This is a genomic window from Clavibacter zhangzhiyongii, assembly GCF_014775655.1.
GTDB lineage: Bacteria > Actinomycetota > Actinomycetes > Actinomycetales > Microbacteriaceae > Clavibacter > Clavibacter zhangzhiyongii.
Window position 1 is genome coordinate 1,259,983 of record NZ_CP061274.1, and the last position, 19,078, is coordinate 1,279,060.

Below are 19,078 nucleotides of genomic sequence, written 5' to 3' on the forward strand. Positions count from 1 at the left end.
TCACGATCCCACACCGTTCCGCGCCCCCGGCCGGGGCACGGCGAAGGGCGCCCGGAGCGCTCGTTACGGTGGATGCATGGGTCTCCTGAACGACGCTCGCCTCGGCGTGCGCGCTGTCCGCTCACTGGTCCAGCAGCGCCGTGCGCGCGGTTCCCTGCAGCGCAAGCTCGCGCTCCGGGCCCCGTCGCCGCGGGGCGAGTACCGCGTCGCCGTGTACTTCGCCGACTCGGCCGTGAACATGTACCAGATCCGCCAGTGGTACCGCCCGCTGCTCGAGCTCGCGCGGACGCACCCGGTCGTGATCCTCAGCCGGCACCCGAGCGGCGCCGACGCGCTCCTCGACGAGAGCCCGCTGCCGGTCGAGTACGTGCGCCGCGTCGCGGACCTCGAGCGGGTCATCGCCGAGCAGGATATCCGCGTCGTCCTCTACGTCAACCAGAACACCCGCAACTTCCAGATGATGCGGTACGGACGCCGCTGGCACGTCTTCGTCAACCACGGCGAGTCCGACAAGATGTACATGACGACCAACCAGTTCAAGGCGTACGACTACAGCCTCATCGCCGGCGACGCCGCCCGCGCCCGGCTCGGCAAGGTGCTCTGGGACTACGACCTCGACCGTCGTGCCATCCCCATCGGCCGCCCCCAGGCCGACCATTACGCGGGCGAGCTGCCCTACGAGGAGGACGAGCGCACGGTCGTCCTGTACGCACCCACGTGGGAGGGCGACCGCGGAGCCGCCGCGTACGGATCCATCGCGTCGCACGGCGTGCCCCTCGTGCGCGACCTCGTCGCGACCGGACGGCACCGGGTCGTGTACCGGCCGCATCCCCGCTCCGGCGTCGTCGACCCCGAGTACGCGCGGGCGAACCGGGAGATCGCGTCGATGCTCGAGCGGGCCAACGCGCTGGATCCGGCGGCCCAGCACGTCGTCGACCGCTCACGCGAGCTCGGCTGGCAGCTCTCCGCCGCGGACATGGCCATCGTCGACATCTCGGCCATGGTCTACGACCGCCTCGCCGCCGGGAAGCCGCTGCTCGTGACGCGGCCCGTGCGGCCCGAGGCCCAGATCGACACCGACGGGTACCTCTCCGACTGCGAGTGGCTCACCGCGGAGGAGGCCCGGTCGATCGTGTCGCGGCTCGACGCGCTCCAGCACGACGAAGCCGCCGACCGCCGTCTCGCCGCCTGGGTGCGGCACTACTTCGGGGACACGGCTCCCGGCGCGGCGACCGCGCGCTTCCACGCGGCGATCGACCAGCTGATGGGGGAGTGGGAGCGCCACGCGGCGCTGCACGCGCGCGACGGGGAGAGCGGACCCGTCGACGACGAGGTGGACGACGAGGACGAGGACGCCTGAGGGGCGCGTCTCGGATCCGCGGGCGGACGACCGGTCGGCGTCGTCGCCGAGAGGCCGGGCAGTCCCGCGGCGGCGCCTCGGCGGTGCCTACTTGCCGCGGGCGGCCTTCTTCTCGGCGACCCGGATGACGCGCGGCTTCTTCTCCGGCACCGCGAGCTCCGCGGGGAAGTCGGCGGGAGCGGGTCCGAAGGCCTGACGGGAGCTCGCGACGATCTTGCGGCCGAGCATCCGGTTCCCGGTGCCGCCGATGACGGCTCCGATGCCGAAGGGCACGGCGCGGCCGAGGGCGCTGGCGCCCTGGTTCACGACGAAGCGCTTGATGAAGGCGTGCTTGATGCGGTCGGCGATGGGGCCGATGGCGAAGGAGGGGAGACCGGAGGTGATGGCGCGGCCCCAGTTGCCGTTGCGGTCGACCGGCTCGCCCTGGAACTGCCCGGCGAACTGCTGGATGACCTGCGCGCCCGGGGCGCCGAGCATCATCGTCATGACCAGCGCCCGCGCCCGCGCCGGGTCCTCGACGGTGATGCCGTGGACCTCGGTGATGGACTGCGCGAAGAGCGCGCTGGCCTCGAGGAACCCGGCCGTCTCGACGCCCGTGAGGGCCAGCGAGACGCCCGTGCCGATCCCCGGGATGACCGCGCTGGCGCCCACGGCCGCGCCGCCCGCCGTGACGGCGGCGAGGAAGCGGCTCTCGAGGATCGCGATGATGCGGTCGGGCGACGCCTCGGGGTGGCGCGCCCGGATGGAGCGGATGTGGGCGAGCACGACCGGGCGCTGCACGGATAGGAGACGATCGATGCCGGTGGCCACGGTCGGGTCGAGGTCGGGAGCGTCCTTCATGCTCTGAGCCTACGCGCGGCCGCTGTGCCGTTCGTGCCCTCCCGATCGGGTCGTCGTGCAGAAGCCACCCCTATCCTCTGAGGCACAATCGCGCGGGCATGCGGCATCGCCGCTCTGGTCATTCCTCCATGTGGCGGATAGGCATGTGCCATGGTCACCACCGTCTCCGACGCCGCCGCCGAGTTCGGCGCCCGCGTGCGCGAGCAGCGCCAGCGCATCGGCATCAGCCAGGAGACGCTCGCCGAGCTCTCCGGCATCCACTGGACAGCCCTCGGCAAGATCGAGCGCGGCCAGCGGAACCCCAGCCTCCGCAACATCATCAAGATCGCCAGCGGACTGGACGTGGACGCGGGCCTGCTCGTGACCGGCCTGACCGCGGACATGCTGCCGCAGGACGACGGGGACTCCCCGGCCGACCTCATCCGGCTCGAGCGGGAACGCGAGCGCCGCGGCACCACCCCCGTCAGAAGCTGACCCGCCACAGGTACTCGCCCCCGTCCGGCCGGAACCAGCGCACCACCAGGACGGTGTCGAGCGCGAGGTCGTCGCCGCGGATGGTCGTGGACAGCCGCTCGCCCGGCCGCACTGTCACCGGCGCGCGCGACAGCATCGTGCCGGAGCCCAGCAGGTGCAGGGAGATGGCGTGCAGCACCTCGTCGCCGACGTTGACGAGCGCGAAGCGCGGGCGCTCCAGGGTGCGGTCGAAGTGCCAGGGCACGCGGTACGCGGGCTCCGGATCGGGGCGGACGGGCAGGGGCGGGACGGGTCGCAGCATGCGTGCACGGTAGGAGCGGCGTGCGACGCGCGGGGTCGCTGGCCTGTGGACGGCGCGTGCTGGGGAGGAGGGGCGGTCAGTCCGCCGGTGGCGCCGACCTCGGAGGGGCGTGGTCGGCGTTGTAGGCGTCCACCACCTCGTCGATCGGGCCGTCGAGCACCAGGGCGCCCCCGTCGAGGTAGAGGCCCCGCGTGCAGAACCGCCGGAGGTCGCGCTCGTTGTGCGAGACGAAGAACAGCGTGCGGCCCTCGGCCAGCATCTCCTCGATCCGGCGGTAGCACTTCTCGCGGAACGCTCGGTCGCCGACGGCGAGCACCTCGTCCACGAGCAGGACGGGCTCGTCGAGGCGCGAGATGACCGCGAACGCGATGCGCACCTTCATCCCGCTGGAGAGGTGCTTGTAGGGGGTGTCGACGAAGTCGGGGATCTCGGCGAACGCGATGATCTCGTCGAACTGCGCGTCGATCTCCGCCTTCGACATCCCATGCAGGCCGGCGGTGAGGTAGATGTTGTCGCGGACGGTGAGGTCGTTGACGAAGCCGCCCGTGATCTCGATGAGCGGGGCGACGCCCGCGTGGACGCCGATGGATCCCTCGTCCGCGATCAGCACCTCCGCCACGAGCTTGAGGAGCGTCGACTTGCCCTGGCCGTTGCGCCCGACGACGCCGATGGCCTCGCCGGCGCGGACCTCGAAGGAGACGTGGCGGAGCGGCCAGAACTCGCCCGGCCGGGCCCGTCGCGCGGAGCCGGCGAACAGGTCCTTGAAGCTCCGGCGGGCCTTGCGGTTCCGGCGGAAGCGGATGCCCGCGTCCTCCACCGAGATGACGGACCGGGCGGCTGGCTCCGGCTGCGGCGCGGCCATCAGATCTCCTTCAGCACGGCGGGCAGCGAGCGACGGAAGACGAACGACCCGACCACGACCAGCGCGGCGGCGATGAGGGCGCTCACGCCGACCGCGTACCAGTCGAGCTCGCCGGGGAAGAACGCGGAGCGGTACAGGCCGAAGACGCCGGTGAGCGGATTGAGGGCCGCCCACGGGTGCAGCTCCGGCGGCAGGTCGCGCGACGAGTACACGATGGGGGAGGCGTAGAAGAGGAAGCGCAGGACGAGCTTCACCGCGCGCTCCAGGTCGCGGAAGAACACGACGAGCGGGGCGATGATCAGGCCGATGCCGAGGAGCAGGGCCGCCTGCAGGAGGACGGCGAGCGGGAGCAGCAGCACGTGGACGTCGAGTCGTGCTCCCGCAACGATCGCGAAGACGGCCAGCACGGGGAGGCTCGCGAGGAACTCGAAGCCCTTGGCGAGGACGAGCCGCAGCACCCAGATGGTGCGGGGGATCCGCGTCGACCGGACGAGCTTGGCCTGCGAGCTGAAGGCCTTCGTGAAGTCGCTGGTGGCGCCCGTGAACCACATCCACGGCAGGAGGGCCGCGAGGAGGAACACGATGTACGGCTCCTCGCCGACGCTCCGCGAGAAGACGACGGTGAAGACGAACCAGTAGATGCCCGACATGACGAGCGGGTCGAGGATCGACCAGAACCAGCCGAGCGCGCTCGTCGAGTAGCGGACCTTGAGGTCGCGTGTCGTGAGGAGCCAGAGCGAGCGGCGGTAGCGCGCGGCGGGGGTGCGGAAGGCGCGACCGGGACGGGCGGCATCGGGCACGGCGGGGATCCTCTGCGTCAGCATCCCCGAGGCGGTCTAGACGAAGAGGTTGGCCCTCTCGAGGTCCTCCGCGAAGTCGACCTCGACCGCGTACAGGTCGGAGATGTCTACCGGTTCGACGAGCAGGGAGTCCTGCTCGATCGCCAACTCTATTCCACGCTCGAAGTAGTCCTGGTCGGCGACCCGGGCGAGCTGGCGGATGAGGACCGGCTTGTCGGCGCGCGAGACGTAGTTGATGCCGACCGCCTCGCCGAGGCCGCCCTCCACCGTCTTCGACAGCTCGCGGATGTAGCCCTCGGGACTGGTCGTGTACTTGACCTCCTCGTCGGAGACGCGGGAGGTGTTGACGGTGACGAACGACTGGTCGCGCGCGATCATCGCGGCCGCGCGGCGCAGGATCATCGGGTCGAAGACCACGTCGCCGTTCATCCAGAGCACGCCGCCGGGGCCCGACGCACGGAGGGCGCGGAGCAGGCTCTTGGAGGTGTTGGTCTGGTCGTACTGCTCGTTGTAGATGTACTCGGCGTCCGGGAACGCGTCGATGATGTGGTCGAGCTTGTAGCCGACGACGATGCTTACCTTGGCGTCGTCGCCGAGGCCGAAGCGGATGTTGTCGAACTGCTGGCCCATGATCGTGCGGCCGTCGCTGAGCTCGGTGAGGGGCTTGGGGAGGCTGCGTCCGAGACGGCTGCCCATGCCTGCCGCCAGGATGACTACCTGGGTGGTCATGTGTTCTCCGTTCGATGCGGGGTGCCGAGCACGACCGGCAGCCCTCGGACGTCGAGGGTTCGCCGGGACTTCACCCGCGGGTTTCCTGTTCGACACGCCGTCATGCCTCGTCCATCGTACGCTCCGGCCGAGGAAATAGGCCGGGATGCGGGAGGTGTCGTGTCCCTTTCGTGATGATCGCATCGCGCCAGCGGCGGCCGTCCGCCCCTCCACCGACCCGTCGTCGAGTGTCCATAGCGCGTCGAGGACGCCGAGGCTGGCGCGGAGGGAGCCCTTGCTAACGTGGGCCTGTGACCGACGCCCCCGACGAGACGACCTCCCCTGACGCCACGTCCGACACCGGTGCGCAGCCGCACGACGACGCCTCCTCCGGCGCCTCGTCGACGGGCGACGGGCCGACGGGGACGGCCACCGCGACCGGTGCGGCCGACGCCGCCGTGGACGTGCCCGCCGCCCCTCGTTCGCCGAAGCCCGGACAGCGCGTGCCCCGGCGGGCGACCGCGCCCTCGCCGCGCACGGCGCCGGCCGTCGTGGTGGCGCCGACGCCACCGCGCGTGAAGGCGTCGCCGATCGTGGCGTCCACGGCGCGGCCCGCCACGGCCCCCGGCTCCGACCCGGATGCCGGCGAGGCCGCGTCGACGCCGTCGCGTCAGACCCGGGTGCGCCGCCGGACGCGCGCGCAGCGCGCCGCGGGCGACCCCGCGGATGCCGGCACTCCGCCCCAGCCGGACGCGGAGCCGGAGCAGGATGGGCCGCCCGTCCTGCCGTCCGAGCCGGCTGCTCCCTCCGAGCCGGAGCAGGACGACCTCGACGCGCTCAGCGGGATGCTCGCGGACGTCCATCGGGAGACGCCCTCAGCCGAGGCGGATCCCGTCCGGGAGACCCGCGACGTCGACCCGTCGCCCGAGAGCACGGACACGGACGAGGCGGCCTCCGAGGGCGAGCAGGTCGTCGCGATCGTCGCCGAGCCCGGACCCGACCCCATCGACGCAGCGGGCGAGGAGCGCGGATCGGGGTCGACGAGGGACGACGGGATGGCGTCCGAGCCCGACGGGGAACCGGCCGACGAGTCGTCGGCCGACGCCGAGGAAGAGGCCGACGCCGAAGTCGAGGAAGAGGCCGCGCCCGCCGCGGTCGCGACGCCGCCCCGGGCCGTCAGCGTCCGCACCGACAGCCTCACCTCGCCCCGGTCCACCCGAGCCGGGCTCCCGGGCGTGGGGGAGACCGCGCTCACGCCGTCCGTCCGAGGCGACCGCGCGGCCGCGCCCGAGCTCGGCGACGACGTCCTCGTCATCGAGGGGCTCACCAAGCGCTTCGACGAGAAGGTGGCCGTCGACGACATCGCGCTCACCGTGCGCGCCGGGTCCTTCTACGGCATCGTCGGCCCGAACGGAGCGGGCAAGACCACGACCATGTCGATGGTCACGGGGCTCCTGCGGCCCGACGCCGGCACGGTCACGGTGAACGGGATCGACGTCTGGCAGGACCCGCTCACCGCCAAGCGCAGCATCGGCGTGCTGCCCGACCGCCTGCGCCTCTTCGACCGGCTCACCGGCGCGCAGCTCCTGCACTACTCGGGTGCGCTCCGCGGCCTCGACGACGCGGAGATCCGCAGCCGTTCCGCCGACCTCATCCAGGCCTTCGGGCTCGAGGACGCCGTGGGGCGCCTCGTCACCGACTACTCGGCGGGCATGACCAAGAAGGTCGCCCTCGCCTGCGCCATGATCCACTCGCCGCGGATGCTCGTGCTCGACGAGCCGTTCGAGTCGGTCGACCCGGTGTCGGCGGCGAACGTGGTGGAGATCCTGCAGGACTACGTGGCGCACGGCGGCACGGTCGTGCTCTCGAGCCACGGGATGGACTTCATCCAGCGCATCTGCGACCACGTCGCGATCATCGTCAACGGGCGCGTGCTCGCCGCCGGCACCATGGACGAGGTCCGTGCCGGCCGTTCGCTGGAGGAGCGGTTCGTGGCGCTGGCCGGCGGTCGACGCACGGCGGAGGGGTTCTCGTGGTTGCACTCGTTCTCCGACTGAGGCTCGCCCTCCTCGCCAACGCGTTCCGACGCAGCCCCTGGCAGGTGCTCGGGCTGGTCGTGGCCGGGATCTACGGGATCCTCGTCACGGTCGTCACCGTCGGCGCGCTCGCGGGGCTCCGGGACGCGGACGCGACCGCGGCCCGCGACCTCGTCGTGGCGGGCGGCTCGCTCGTGGTCCTCGGCGCGCTCCTGGTGCCGCTGGTGCTCGGATCCGCCGACGCGATGGATCCGCGCCGCTTCGCCCCCTACGGCATCGAGCCCCGGCGCCTCGCCGTCGCGCTGGCCGTCGCCGCGCTCGTGAACGTGCCGGGCGTCGCGCTCGTCGTCGTGGCGCTCACCACCGTCGTCACCTGGTCGCGGGATCCGGCCACCGCGCTCGTCGCCGTGCTCGCGGCGGCCGCGGCCGTCGTCACCTGCGTGCTCGTCGCGCGGATCAGCACCGTCGTCGCGTCCGTGCTGCTGAGCACGCGGCGCGCGCGCGAGGCGACCGGCCTCGTGGCGGGGCTGGTCGCGGTGCTGCTCGTCCCGGCCGTGGTCGCCCTCGCGCAGGCGGACCTGCTCGACGACGGGCTGCGGCCCGCCCGCGGCCTCCTCGGCGTCCTCTCCTGGACCCCGTTCGGCGCCGCCTGGGCCGCACCCGCCGCCGCCGTGACGGGCGACGCGGGCGGGGCCCTCGGGATGCTCCTCGTCGCCCTCGCCTCCGCGGCCGTGCTGGCGCTGCTCTGGATCCGCGTCGTCCCGTGGGCGCTCACCGCGCCCGACCGCGCGGGCGGCGGACGGGCCCAGACCGGACTCGGCTGGTTCGGCCGGTTCGGCGGGTCGCCCGCCGGCGCGGTCGCCGCGCGCAGCGTCACCTACTGGGTCCGCGACCCCCGCTACCGCGCCACGCTCGTGCTCATCCCGGTCCTGCCGCTCGTGCTCCTCGTGCCGCTCGTGATCGTCGACGTCGACGCGCACGTCCTCGCGCTCGTGCCGCTGCCCGTCATGGCCCTGTTCCTCGGCTGGAGCGTCCACAACGACACCGCGCACGACCACACCGCCGTGTGGCTCCACGTCGTGTCGGGCCTGCGCGGCGTGGCCGACCGCCTGGGCCGCATCGTCCCCGTGCTCGCGATCGGCGTCCCGCTCGTGGCCGTCGGCGCCCCGCTCAGCGCGCTCGGCTTCGGCGACGCGTCGGTGCTGCCGTCCGTCATCGGCGTCAGCGGCGGCGTGCTGCTCATCGGGGTCGGGCTGTCGTCGCTGTCCTCGGCGCGCTTCCCGTACCCGGCGTCGCGCCCCGGCGACAGCCCGTTCCACGCACCGCAGTCGGTCGGGGCGGGCGGATCCACGGTGCCCACCCTGACGTTCCTCGCCACCGTCGTGCTCGCCCTGCCGTCCGCGTGGCTCGGCTGGATGGGGCTCGTGCACGGCGGCGCGTACCCGGTCCTCTCGCTCCTGGTCGGCCTCGGCGTCGGCGTCCTGACGCTGGCGGGCGGCCTCGTCGGCGGCGGTCGCGTCTTCGAGCGGCGCGGTCCCGAGCTCCTCGCCTTCGCCCAGCGGCACTGACGTCGGGCGGCCCGTCCGTCCCGGCGGTGCCGCCTTCGGGGAAAAGTAGACTGGGGGGATGGTCATCCTCAGCATCGAACAGGACCCCGGCCGTCCCACGCAGGGCGGCGGCACCGACACCCTCGACCGCGAGCTCGAGGAGCTCCTCGAGCAGGAGACGATCGAGCCCGGCGATCACGAGCGCTTCTCGCACTACGTGAAGAAGGACAAGATCCTCGAGTCCGCCATCAGCGGCAAGCCCGTCAAGGCGCTGTGCGGCAAGAAGTGGCTGCCCGGCCGCGACCCGGAGAAGTTCCCGGTGTGCCCCGACTGCAAGCGCATCTACGAGGGCATGAAGCCGGAGTAGCCGCCCGCACGCGCAGCGCGCCGCGTCAGTCGGTCGCGCCCTGCTCGGTCGGGATCGCCGGGTCGCCCGCGCGCAGCCGGAAGGCCTCGACGGGCAGATCGCGCACGACGCGCGCGTGGTGCTCGCGTGCCGCGGCGGTGCCCGCGGGGCCGAGCCACCGCGGGTCCGGCTCACCGTCCTCGACGAGCGTGACGAGCAGGTCGCGATCGCCCGGCAGCGGCGCCGGGTGCGGTCCGACGGTCACGAGCTCGGCGGTCGCGGTGCCCTGCGCGTCGTGGCGCCGCAGCGCCCCCTTGAGCCCGCCGCGGCTCTGCTTGCCGGTCGAGCGCTTCGCCACCGGCACCCACCCGCCCCGGCCGCCCGCCTCGCGGTGGGCGACGAGCTTGAAGACCATGCCGGCCGCGGGGGCGCCGGATCCGGTGACGAGCGAGGTGCCGACGCCGTAGGAGTCGACGGGGGAGGCGGCGAGGCCGGCGATGCCGTGCTCGTCGAGGTCGTTGGTGACGGTGATCCGCGTGCCCGTGGCGCCGAGCGCGTCGAGCTGCGCGCGCACCTCGCCGACGAGCACGGGCAGGTCGCCGGAGTCGAGGCGGACGGCGCCGAGGCCCGTGCCCGCGACGCGGACGGCGGTCTCGACGCCCTGGCGCACGTCGTACGTGTCGACGAGGAGGGTCGTCCCGGCGCCGAGCGCCTCGACCTGGGCGCGGAAGGCCTGCTCCTCCGTGTCGTGCAGGAGCGTGAAGGAGTGGGCGGCCGTCCCCATGGTGGGGACGCCCCAGGTGCGGCCGGCCTCGAGGTTCGAGGTGGCGCTGAAGCCCGCGATGAACGCCGCGCGCGCCGCGGCGACGGCGGAGCGCTCGCCCGTGCGGCGGGATCCCATCTCGGCGAGCGGACGGGTGCCGGCGACCTGCACCATGCGGGCGGCCGCGCTCGCGACGGCGGAGTCGTAGTTGAGGACGCTGAGGACGAGCGTCTCGAGGATCACCCCGTCGGCGAACGGCGCCTCGACCGTGAGCAGCGGCGAGCCGGGGAAATGCACCTCGCCCTCGCGGTAGCCGGCGATGCGGCCGCGGAACCGGTAGTCGGCGAGCCAGGCGAGCGCCTCCTCGCCGACGACGCGCTCGGACCGGAGGTACTCGAGCTCGGCGTCGCCGAAGCGGAAGTCGCGGATCAGCTCGAGCAGGCGGCCCGTGCCCGCGACGACGCCGAAGCGGCGGCCGTTCGGGAGGCGCCGGGCGAAGCACTCGAAGACGCACTCGCGGTCGTGGGTGCCGGCCTTCAGCGCTGCGTCGAGCATCGTCAGCTCGTACCGGTCGGTGAGGAGGGAGGTCGCCTGGGTCACCCGTCCAGCCTAGGGCGGCGCACGGCGGGGTCGCCGTCCGCATCGCGCACGGGCCGCGGCGATGACGGGGGTGCGGCCTAGGTTCGTGCCATGGAGCGCACGCGATGGATCCTCGCCGACCAGCTGGGCGACCACTTCGACGACGGCGGGCCGATGCTGCTCATCGAGTCCCGCGGGCTCCTCGCCCGGCGGCCGTACCACCGCGCCAAGGCGCACCTCATCCTCTCGGGCATCCGGCACCGCGCGCGGGCCCTGGGCGACCGCGTCGAGTTCCACCAGGTCGAGCACTACCGCGACGTCGTGCAGGACCGCCGCGACCTGCAGGTCGTCGACCCCACCTCGCGCGGGCTCCGCCGGCTGGTCGCCGAGATCGAGGCGGAGGTGCTGCCGAGCCGCGGCTTCGTCACGAGCGAGCAGGAGTTCGCCGAGTGGATGGCGGGGCGCACGTCGAACCGCCTGGTCATGGAGGACTTCTACCGGTGGTCACGAGCCCGCACCGGCATCCTCATGGACGGCGACGACCCCGTCGGCGGCCGCTGGAACTACGACCACGACAACCGGGAGCGGCCCCCGAAGGGCGCTGCGTCGCTCGGCCTGCCCGAGCCGTGGTGGCCGGAGGAGGACGACATCGACGCCGAGGTCCGCTCCGACCTCGACGCGTGGGAGCGGAAGGGGCTCATGCGGTTCGTGGGGGAGGACGGCCCGCGGCGCTTCGCCGTCACGCCGGAGGAGGGCCGCCTCGCGCTGGAGGACTTCGTGGGCAGCCGCCTCAACGACTTCGGCCCCTTCGAGGACGCGTCGCTCGCGGGCGACTGGACCATGGCGCACTCGCTGCTGAGCGCCACGATGAACATGGGCGTGCTCGATCCCGCGGACGTCGTCGAGCGCATCGTCGCCGAGCACGCGGCCGGCCGTGCACCCATCCAGAGCGTCGAGGGCATCGTGCGCCAGATCATGGGCTGGCGCGACTACGTCTGGCACCTCTACTGGGCCTTCGAGGACGACTACACGTCCGAGAACCGGCTCGACGCGCACCGGGGCGTCCCCACCGCGCTGCGCGAGCTCGACGCGTCGGGCATCCAGGCGGCCTGCCTCTCCCACGTGGTCGACAAGGTGCGCACGCACGGGTGGGCGCATCACATCGAGCGGCTCATGATCCTCGGCAACCTCGCGCTCCAGCGCGGCTACGACCCCCGGGCCATGAACGACTGGTTCATCGACTCGTTCGTCGACGGCACGCCCTGGGTCATGCCGGCGAACGTCGTGGGGATGGCGCTGCACGCCGACGGCGGCCGCATGGCGACGAAGCCGTACGCGGCGGGCGGCGCCTACATCGACCGCATGACGGATCACTGCGGCGGCTGCCCCTTCGACCCGAAGGTGCGGGTCGGGCCCACCGCCTGCCCGTACACGGCCGGGTACTGGGCGTTCCTCGACCGCAACCAGGACCGGCTGCGCGGCAACGCCCGGATGAACCAGCCGCTCGGCGGGCTCGCGCGCCTGAAGGACCTGCCCGAGCTGGTCGCCCAGGAGGAGGCGCGGCGGTCGCTGTGACCGGCGCCATGCGTCGCCCGGCCTCGCCGCACCCTCCCTCACGGCGCCCGGCCTCGCCTCGCCCGGCTCCGGCCGCCTCCGGTGCCGCCGGTAGGCTGGCGGGATGAGCGACGCGCCGATCGGGATCTTCGACTCCGGCGTCGGCGGCCTCACCGTGGCGCGCGCGGTCGCGACCCTCCTGCCGCGCGAGTCCATCGTCTACATCGGCGACACGGCGCACACGCCCTATGGCGACAAGCCCATCGCGGACGTCCGCCGCTACGCCCTCGCGGTGCTCGACGACCTCGTCGAGCGCGGCGTGAAGATGCTCGTCATCGCCTGCAACACCGCGTCCGCCGCCATGCTCCGGGACGCCCGGGAGCGCTACGACATCCCCGTCGTCGAGGTCATCCAGCCCGCGGTACGCACCGCCGTGAGCGTCACCCGCAACCACCGCGTCGGCGTCATCGCCACGCACGCCACCGTCCTCAGCCGCGCCTACGACGACGCGTTCGCCGCGGCGCCGCACCTGGAGCTGACGAGCGCCGAGGCGCCGCGCTTCGTCGAGTTCGTCGAGCGCGGCGAGACCTCCGGCCCCGAGCTGATGGCGGCCGCCGAGGAGTACCTCGCGCCGCTCCGGGCGGCCGGCGTCGACACGCTCGTGCTCGGCTGCACCCACTACCCGTTCCTCGAGGGCGCCATCTCGCTGCTCATGGGCCCCGACGTCACGCTCGTCTCGAGCGACACCGAGACCGCGAAGGACGTGTACCGCGAGCTGGTGTCCGCGGGCCTCGAGCGCCGCTCCGACGCGCCTCCGGTGATCCGCTACGAGGCCACCGGCGGCCGCGCGTCCGACTTCGAGGACCTCGCGCACCGCATGCTCGGCAGCGGCGTCACGCACGTCGAGCTCGTCGAGACCGGCGCCATCACCCTGCCCCGCCGACCTCGGACGGACGCGGCGACGCCTCCGGACGCGGACGGCACCACCCCATCCACCCCCGATCCGAGCCGAGGCCGACCATGACCGACGACACCACCCGCCACGACGGCCGCGCCGCCGACCAGCTGCGCGAGATCACCATCGAGCGGAACTGGAGCGAGCAGGCCGAGGGATCCGCCCTCATCTCCTTCGGGCGCACCCGCGTCCTCTGCACCGCCTCCTTCACCAACCGCGTGCCGCGGTGGAAGGCCGGCAGCGGCCAGGGCTGGGTCACCGCCGAGTACGCGATGCTGCCCCGCGCCACGAACGAGCGCATGGACCGCGAGGCCGTCAAGGGCAAGGTCGGCGGCCGCACGCACGAGATCTCGCGCCTCATCGGCCGCAGCCTCCGCGCCGTCGTCGACATGAAGGCGCTCGGCGAGAACACGATCGTCATCGACTGCGACGTGCTCCAGGCCGACGGCGGCACCCGCACCGCCGCCATCACGGGCGCGTACGTCGCCCTCGCCGACGCGCTCGAGTGGGGCCGCGAGCGCAAGTTCATCGCCCAGCGCGCCACGCCGCTGAAGGACAGCGTCGCCGCGGTCTCCGTCGGCATCGTCGACGGCGACCCCCTCCTCGACCTCGCCTACGTCGAGGACGTGCGCGCCGAGACCGACATGAACGTCGTCATGACGGGCAGCGGGTCCTTCGTCGAGGTCCAGGGCACGGCCGAGGGCGCGCCCTTCGACCGCGCCGAGCTCGACGCCCTGCTCGACCTCGCGCTCGGCGGCGGCACCACGCTCACCGCGCTGCAGGCGCAGGCGCTCGGCCGCTGAGGATCCCGCCCGTGATCCCGCTCGTGCTCGCCACCCACAACGCCCACAAGGTCGAGGAGCTGCGCCGGATCCTCGGCGCCCGCCTCGACGGGATCGACCTCGTCGGCTACGACGGCCCCGAGCCCGTGGAGGACGGCACGTCGTTCGAGGAGAACGCGCTGATCAAGGCGCGCGCGGCGGCCCGGCACACGGGGCACGCGGCGCTCGCGGACGACTCGGGCATCGGCGTCGACGTCCTCGGCGGATCACCCGGGATCTTCTCCGCGCGCTGGGCCGGCCCCGCACGGGACAGCCGCGAGAACCTGGAGCTCCTGCTCTGGCAGCTGGGCGACGTGCCGGACGCCCACCGCGGCGCGCGCTTCAGCTGCGCGGCGGCCCTCGTCGTGCCCACCGCCGACGGCCTCGTCGAGTGGACGGCGCTCGGCGTGTGGGAGGGATCCGTCCTCCGCGCCGTCGAGGGGCAGGGCGGCTTCGGCTACGACCCGATCTTCCGTCCGGCCACCGGCGGCGCGAGCGCGGCGGCCCTCACCGCCGACGAGAAGGACCGCGTCAGCCACCGCGCGCTGGCATTCGACGCGATCATGCCGGTGGTCCGGCGCGAGCTGCTCGGCGAGGCCTGACGCCCCTCCCGCCCTCCTGAGAGCGGGACTCGTTCCCGACTGCGCTCCCGGCTGGATCCGCATGACGGCGGGCCCGTACGGTGGACGCATGGGCTCCGGATCGCACGACCACGGTGCGGCGACGACCGACCGCCGCCGCCTCGTGATCGCCATCGCGATCACCGCCGCGGTCCTCGTGGTCGAGGTGGTCGGGGCGCTCGTCTCCGGCTCGCTGGCGCTCCTCGCCGACGCCGGGCACATGACGAGCGACCTGCTCGCGCTCGGCATCGCCCTCGCGGCGACCATCATCGCGGCGCGTCCCGCGACCGACCGGCACACCTTCGGCTTCCAGCGCGGCGAGGTGCTCGGCGCGCTCGTCAACGGGCTGATCCTCGCGGTGGTCGCCGTCGTCGTCGCGGTGCAGGGCGTCGAGCGGCTGCTCGCGCCGGAGGGCCCGGCGGTGGACCCGGGCGTCATGCTCGTGGCCGCGGGCATCGGCCTCGTGGCGAACGTCGCCGCGCTCGTCGTGCTCCGCGGGGGAGCGGGCCGCTCCCTCAACATGCGCGGGGCGTACCTCGAGGTGCTGGGCGACGCGTTCGGATCGGTCGCCACCATCGTCGCGGGCGTCGTCATCGCGGCCACGGGCTCCGGCCGCGCGGACGCCGTCGCGTCGCTCGTCATCGCCGCGCTCATCGTGCCCCGCGCCGTCGTGCTGCTGCGCGACGTGGTGCGGGTCCTGAACGAGTCGACGCCCGTGGGGACCGAGCCGGAGCGGATCCGCGCCCACCTCCTCGAGACGCCCGGCGTCACCGCCGTCCACGACGTGCACGTGTGGGCCATCACCACGGGATCGCCGGTGTTCACCGCCCACGTCGTGGTGGAGCAGGAGGTCTTCCGCGAGGGCCGCACGGGGGAGCTGCTCGACCGCCTGTCCGGCTGCCTCGACGACCACTTCGACGTCGAGCACAGCACGTTCCAGCTGGAGCCCGAGGAGCACGCCGGTCACGAGCACCGGCACCACGTCTGACCCGTCCGTCGGCGGATCCGTCCGACGGCATGCCGACGCGCAGCTCAGCGGGTCCGGGGCAGCGCCCGTGCGAGCGGGTGGATCGCGGGTCGGCGCGCCTCAGCGCCGGGGGTCGTTCGAGGGGTCCTGGTCGAAGGCCTCCGGCGCGAGCGCGAGCTCCTCGCCGTCGTCCGGGACGCCGGCCGCCTCCTCGTCGCGCGCGTGCTTGCGGGCGCGCAGGAAGTGGATCGCCGCGGGCACGACCGTGATGAACACGGCGCCGAGCAGGACGTAGTCGATGTAGTGCGTGACGAAGTCGCGGATGGGCGGGAAGCCGTTGAGCAGGTGGCCGAGGAAGGTGAGGCCCGCGCCCCAGATGAGGGCGCCGACGGCGTTGTAGAAGGAGTACTTGCGGTAGTCCATGTGCCCCACGCCGGCCGCGATGGGCGCGAAGGTGCGGACGATGGGCACGAAGCGCGCCGCGATGACCGCCAGCCCGCCGAAGCGCGCGAAGAACGCGTTCGTGCGGACCACGTTCTGGCGGCTGAAGATGCCGGAGTCCTTGCGCTCGAAGACCTTCGGCCCCGCCTTGTGGCCGATGAGGTAGCCGACCTCCCCGCCCGCGAACGCCGAGAAGGCGATGGCGAGGCAGACCCACCAGATGTCGATGCCGGTGATGCCGGGCAGCGTGAGGCCGGCGATGACGAGGAGCGTGTCGCCCGGGAAGAGGAAGCCGAAGAGGAGGCCCGTCTCCGCGAAGATGATGAGGCAGATCCCGATGAGGGCGAATCCCCCGAACGACTCGATGAGGGTCGTCGAGTCGAGGAAGTCGAAGAGCTGGGGATGCACGTGAGGGCTCCAGTCGTGGTGAGCCGGCACGGTGCTGGGCGACCGGCGGCAGAGCACAGGATATCGGGAGGCGCCGCGAGCGCGCCGAGATCCGGGCACCCCCGGTCGAGGGGCGCCGTGCCCCTCAGGCGCCGAGCTGCGGGTGACCGAACAGCCCGGGGACGCCGCCCGAGTGCCAGAGCACGACGCGGTCCTCGGGGCCGACGGATCCCGCCCGCGCCGCCGCGTGGAGCCCGGCCGCCGCGCGGGCCGTGTAGGTCGGGTCGAGGAGGATCCCGGTCGTCCGCGCGACGAGCACGAGCGCGTCGCGCGCCTCGTCGGTGAGGTGGGCGTAGCCGGGTCCGACGCGGTCCTCGTCGATCCGGAGCGCGCCGGCCGAGATGCCGGTCCCGCGCTCGGCGAGGAACCCGGCGACGACGGCCCGCGGATCCGCGACCGCCCCGCAGTGCACGCCGAGCACGCGCTCCGGTCCGAGCGCCTCGACGAGCCCCGCCATGGTGCCGCCGGATCCGAGGGCCACGACCACGTGGTCGACCTCGCCCACCTGCTCCCGCAGCTCGTGGCCCGCGTCGACGAAGCCCCGGACGGAGTGGGCGTCGGATCCGCCGAAGGCCACCAGGTGCACGCGCGTGCCCGCCGCCTCGAGCTCGGCGACGACCTCGGCGGCGCGCGGCTCCGCGCCCTCGTCGCCGGACCACTCGATGCGCGCGCCGTACAGCGCGTCGAGCAGCACGTTGCCGCGCTCGGCGACCGCGTGCCCCTCGAGGACGAGCACGACGTCGAGGCCGAGCGTGGCCCCGGCGGCCGCGGTCATCCGGGCGTGGTTGCTCTGCGGGGCACCGGTCGTGACGATCGTCGTGGCCCCGCGCGCGACGGCCCGCCCGAGCGAGCGCTCGAGCTTGCGGGCCTTGTTGCCGCCGCCGCCCCAGCCGATGAGGTCGTCCCGCTTCATCAGGAGCCGCTCGGGGTGGAGGCCGAGCGCCTCGGCCAGCCGGGGGACCGGGTGCACGGGCGTCGGCTCGGTCCAGAGGCGGATGCGGTCGTCCACGGGTGCTCCTCGTCCATGTCGGAGCGTCGCCGTCGGGCGGATCCCGCTCCTCGCGGGCCTCGCCCTCGTGCGGGAGAAGGGACTTGAACCCTCACGCTCGAAAGCACAGGAACCTAAATCCTGCGTGTCTACCGATTCCACCACTCCCGCGGGTGCCCGCCCAGCTTAGGACGCCCCCTAATATGTTGATCGTGACAACGAAGACACTCGTAGCAGGCATCGACTCCTCCACGCAGAGCTGCAAGGTGGTCGTCCGCGACCTCGACACGGGCGCCCTGGTGCGCTCCGGCCGCGCGTCCCACCCCGACGGCTCGGAGGTGGATCCCGCGCACTGGTGGGACGCGCTCCTCGCGGCCGTCGCCGACGCAGGGGGCCTCGACGACGTCGCCGCCATCTCGGTCGGCGGCCAGCAGCACGGCATGGTCTGCCTCGACGAGTCGGGCGCCGTCGTCCGCGACGCGCTCCTCTGGAACGACACGCGATCCGCGCAGGCCGCCGCCGACCTCCGCGACGAGCTCGGCGCCGACGCCTGGGCGAGCGCGCTGGGCGTCGTCCCCGTCGCGTCCTTCACCGCCACCAAGCTCCGCTGGCTCCGCGACGCCGAGCCGGAGAACGCGGCCCGCGTCGCCGCCGTCGCCCTCCCGCACGACTGGCTGACCTGGCGCCTCCTCGGCCACGGCGTCGGATCCCCGGACCTCGCCGCCCTCGCCACCGACCGCTCCGACGCGAGCGGCACGGCGTACTGGTCGAGCGTCACGGGGGAGTACCGCCTCGACCTCCTGGAGCGCGCGCTCGGCCGCGTCGTCGGCCTGCCGCGCGTGCTCGGCCCCGGCGAGTCCGCCGGCGTCACGGGCGACGGCATCCCCGGCGTCCCGGCCGGCATTCCCGTCGGCCCGGGCGCGGGCGACAACGCCGCCGCCGCGCTCGGGCTCGGCGCTGTGCCGGGCGACGTCGTGGTCTCCATCGGCACGTCCGGCACGGTCTTCGCCGTCACCGCGGATCCCATCACCGACGCGTCCGGCACGGTCGCCGGCTTCGCGGACGCCACCGGCAACTTCCTCCCGCTCATCGCGACCCTCAACGCCGCCCGCGTGCTCGACGGCGGCGCGCGCCTCCTCGGCGTCGACCACGCGCGGCTGTCCGACCTCGCGCTCGAGGCGCCCGCGGGATCCGACGGCCTCGTGCTCCTGCCGTACTTCGAGGGCGAGCGCACGCCGAACCTGCCCGACGCGACCGCGTCGCTGCACGGGATGACCCTCCGCAACTCGACGCCGGCGACCATGGCCCGCGCGCACGTCGAGGGCATGCTGTGCGGCCTGGCCGACGGACTCGACGCCATCACGCGCCAGGGCGTGCGGGTGGAGCGCGTGCTCCTCATCGGCGGCGGGGCGAAGAGCCGCGCCGTGTGCGAGATCGCGCCCACGATCTTCGGCGTCCCCATCCACGTGCCGGACGCGGGCGAGTTCGTGGCTGACGGCGCCGCGAAGCAGGCCGCGTGGATCCTCACGGGCAGCGTCCCCGAGTGGCCCCTCGCGGGCGACGAGGTCTTCGACGCGCCAGGCGTGCCCGCGGTGCGCGCGGCGTACGCGGCGGCGAAGGCGGAGCTGGGGTACTGACGACCGCGGGCCGTCTCGCGGGCAGCGGCCTG

The 19,078-nt window shown here is 73.6% G+C and carries 19 protein-coding genes and 1 tRNA gene; 11 read left to right on the plus strand and 9 right to left on the minus strand.

Annotated features, from left to right (window positions below):
* Positions 1-76: 76 nt before the first annotated feature.
* The gene (locus H9X71_RS06055; RefSeq protein ID WP_191148778.1) at positions 77-1,360 is read left to right on the plus strand and encodes a hypothetical protein; all 1,284 of its coding nucleotides are present in this window, start codon (positions 77-79) and stop codon (positions 1,358-1,360) included.
* A gap of 87 nt (positions 1,361-1,447) precedes the next feature.
* Here the strand turns inward: H9X71_RS06055 and H9X71_RS06060 are convergent, their stop codons facing one another.
* Positions 1,448-2,200: a hypothetical protein gene (locus H9X71_RS06060; RefSeq protein ID WP_191148779.1), complete on the minus strand. Its 753-nt coding sequence runs from the start codon at positions 2,198-2,200 to the stop codon at positions 1,448-1,450.
* A 150-nt stretch (positions 2,201-2,350) separates the two neighbouring features.
* Between H9X71_RS06060 and H9X71_RS06065 the strand changes: the two genes are divergently transcribed.
* Positions 2,351-2,674 carry a helix-turn-helix domain-containing protein gene (locus H9X71_RS06065; RefSeq protein ID WP_191148780.1) on the plus strand — a complete coding sequence of 108 codons (324 nt, stop codon included), beginning with the start codon at positions 2,351-2,353 and terminating at the stop codon, positions 2,672-2,674.
* Here the strand turns inward: H9X71_RS06065 and H9X71_RS06070 are convergent.
* From H9X71_RS06070 to H9X71_RS06085, 4 genes are all read right to left on the minus strand, one after another.
* A complete protein-coding gene (locus tag H9X71_RS06070; RefSeq protein WP_043672820.1) occupies positions 2,664-2,975 on the minus strand; it encodes a hypothetical protein in 312 nt (103 codons plus the stop codon). The genes H9X71_RS06065 and H9X71_RS06070 overlap by 11 nt on opposite strands.
* Before the next feature lie 76 nt (positions 2,976-3,051).
* The gene (locus H9X71_RS06075; RefSeq protein ID WP_191148781.1) at positions 3,052-3,837 is read right to left on the minus strand and encodes an ABC transporter ATP-binding protein; all 786 of its coding nucleotides are present in this window, start codon (positions 3,835-3,837) and stop codon (positions 3,052-3,054) included.
* The gene (locus H9X71_RS06080; RefSeq protein WP_191148782.1) at positions 3,837-4,637 is read right to left on the minus strand and encodes an ABC transporter permease; all 801 of its coding nucleotides are present in this window, start codon (positions 4,635-4,637) and stop codon (positions 3,837-3,839) included. Before H9X71_RS06080 ends, H9X71_RS06075 begins: the two co-directional genes overlap by 1 nt.
* Positions 4,638-4,673: 36 nt before the next feature.
* A complete protein-coding gene (locus tag H9X71_RS06085) occupies positions 4,674-5,366 on the minus strand; it encodes a phosphocholine cytidylyltransferase family protein (RefSeq protein WP_191148783.1) in 693 nt (230 codons plus the stop codon).
* 290 nt (positions 5,367-5,656) lie between these two features.
* Between H9X71_RS06085 and H9X71_RS15095 the strand changes: the two genes are divergently transcribed.
* From H9X71_RS15095 to H9X71_RS06100, 3 genes are read left to right on the plus strand one after another with little or no spacing between them, the layout of a single operon-like run.
* Positions 5,657-7,402 carry an ABC transporter ATP-binding protein gene (locus H9X71_RS15095; protein WP_425321410.1) on the plus strand — a complete coding sequence of 582 codons (1,746 nt, stop codon included), beginning with the start codon at positions 5,657-5,659 and terminating at the stop codon, positions 7,400-7,402.
* Positions 7,378-8,949, plus strand: coding sequence for an ABC transporter permease (locus H9X71_RS06095; RefSeq protein ID WP_191148784.1), 1,572 nt, complete (start codon positions 7,378-7,380; stop codon positions 8,947-8,949). The genes H9X71_RS15095 and H9X71_RS06095 overlap by 25 nt, the downstream gene beginning before the upstream one ends.
* A gap of 58 nt (positions 8,950-9,007) precedes the next feature.
* Positions 9,008-9,295, plus strand: a complete 288-nt coding sequence (locus H9X71_RS06100; RefSeq protein WP_191148785.1) for a DUF3039 domain-containing protein — start codon at positions 9,008-9,010, stop codon at positions 9,293-9,295.
* Positions 9,296-9,320: 25 nt separating this feature from the next.
* Here H9X71_RS06100 and H9X71_RS06105 read toward each other — a convergent pair whose 3' ends face one another.
* On the minus strand, positions 9,321-10,637 hold the full coding sequence (locus H9X71_RS06105; RefSeq protein WP_191148786.1) for a nicotinate phosphoribosyltransferase: 1,317 nt from the start codon (positions 10,635-10,637) through the stop codon (positions 9,321-9,323).
* A gap of 90 nt (positions 10,638-10,727) precedes the next feature.
* Between H9X71_RS06105 and H9X71_RS06110 the strand changes: the two genes are divergently transcribed.
* The 5 genes from H9X71_RS06110 (at position 10,728) to H9X71_RS06130 (ending at position 15,554) form a co-directional block, all read left to right on the plus strand.
* Positions 10,728-12,191 carry a cryptochrome/photolyase family protein gene (locus tag H9X71_RS06110; RefSeq protein WP_191148787.1) on the plus strand — a complete coding sequence of 488 codons (1,464 nt, stop codon included), beginning with the start codon at positions 10,728-10,730 and terminating at the stop codon, positions 12,189-12,191.
* Positions 12,192-12,294: 103 nt separating this feature from the next.
* Positions 12,295-13,194, plus strand: a complete 900-nt coding sequence (gene murI / locus H9X71_RS06115; protein ID WP_191148788.1) for a glutamate racemase — start codon at positions 12,295-12,297, stop codon at positions 13,192-13,194.
* A complete protein-coding gene (rph, locus tag H9X71_RS06120; RefSeq protein WP_191148789.1) occupies positions 13,191-13,928 on the plus strand; it encodes a ribonuclease PH in 738 nt (245 codons plus the stop codon). The genes murI and rph overlap by 4 nt, the downstream gene beginning before the upstream one ends.
* Positions 13,929-13,939: 11 nt before the next feature.
* Positions 13,940-14,548 (plus strand): non-canonical purine NTP pyrophosphatase, encoded by a 609-nt coding sequence (locus H9X71_RS06125; protein WP_191148790.1) that lies wholly within the window; start codon positions 13,940-13,942, stop codon positions 14,546-14,548.
* Positions 14,549-14,636: 88 nt separating this feature from the next.
* Positions 14,637-15,554: a cation diffusion facilitator family transporter gene (locus H9X71_RS06130; RefSeq protein WP_191148791.1), complete on the plus strand. Its 918-nt coding sequence runs from the start codon at positions 14,637-14,639 to the stop codon at positions 15,552-15,554.
* Between the two features lie 99 nt (positions 15,555-15,653).
* Here the strand turns inward: H9X71_RS06130 and H9X71_RS06135 are convergent, their stop codons facing one another.
* From H9X71_RS06135 to H9X71_RS06145, 3 genes are all read right to left on the minus strand, one after another.
* Positions 15,654-16,382 (minus strand): DedA family protein, encoded by a 729-nt coding sequence (locus H9X71_RS06135; RefSeq protein WP_191148792.1) that lies wholly within the window; start codon positions 16,380-16,382, stop codon positions 15,654-15,656.
* 124 nt (positions 16,383-16,506) lie between these two features.
* Entirely contained in the window at positions 16,507-17,430 is a 924-nt protein-coding gene (locus tag H9X71_RS06140) for a pyridoxal-phosphate dependent enzyme (protein WP_191148793.1), read from the minus strand.
* 68 nt (positions 17,431-17,498) lie between these two features.
* Positions 17,499-17,580 (minus strand) — tRNA-Leu (locus H9X71_RS06145).
* Between the two features lie 32 nt (positions 17,581-17,612).
* Between H9X71_RS06145 and xylB the strand changes: the two genes are divergently transcribed.
* Positions 17,613-19,046, plus strand: a complete 1,434-nt coding sequence (xylB, locus tag H9X71_RS06150; protein ID WP_191148794.1) for a xylulokinase — start codon at positions 17,613-17,615, stop codon at positions 19,044-19,046.
* The last annotated feature ends 32 nt before the right edge of the window (positions 19,047-19,078 follow it).

Coding starts and splice junctions, on each gene's coding strand:
- H9X71_RS06055 (WP_191148778.1), top strand. CDS start 77: ATGGGTCTCCTGAACGACGCTCGCCTCGGCGTGCGCGCTGTCCGCTCA.
- H9X71_RS06060 (WP_191148779.1), bottom strand. CDS start 2,200: ATGAAGGACGCTCCCGACCTCGACCCGACCGTGGCCACCGGCATCGAT.
- H9X71_RS06065 (WP_191148780.1), top strand. CDS start 2,351: ATGGTCACCACCGTCTCCGACGCCGCCGCCGAGTTCGGCGCCCGCGTG.
- H9X71_RS06070 (WP_043672820.1), bottom strand. CDS start 2,975: ATGCTGCGACCCGTCCCGCCCCTGCCCGTCCGCCCCGATCCGGAGCCC.
- H9X71_RS06075 (WP_191148781.1), bottom strand. CDS start 3,837: ATGGCCGCGCCGCAGCCGGAGCCAGCCGCCCGGTCCGTCATCTCGGTG.
- H9X71_RS06085 (WP_191148783.1), bottom strand. CDS start 5,366: ATGACCACCCAGGTAGTCATCCTGGCGGCAGGCATGGGCAGCCGTCTC.
- H9X71_RS06100 (WP_191148785.1), top strand. CDS start 9,008: ATGGTCATCCTCAGCATCGAACAGGACCCCGGCCGTCCCACGCAGGGC.
- H9X71_RS06110 (WP_191148787.1), top strand. CDS start 10,728: ATGGAGCGCACGCGATGGATCCTCGCCGACCAGCTGGGCGACCACTTC.
- murI (WP_191148788.1), top strand. CDS start 12,295: ATGAGCGACGCGCCGATCGGGATCTTCGACTCCGGCGTCGGCGGCCTC.
- rph (WP_191148789.1), top strand. CDS start 13,191: ATGACCGACGACACCACCCGCCACGACGGCCGCGCCGCCGACCAGCTG.
- H9X71_RS06130 (WP_191148791.1), top strand. CDS start 14,637: ATGGGCTCCGGATCGCACGACCACGGTGCGGCGACGACCGACCGCCGC.
- xylB (WP_191148794.1), top strand. CDS start 17,613: ATGTTGATCGTGACAACGAAGACACTCGTAGCAGGCATCGACTCCTCC.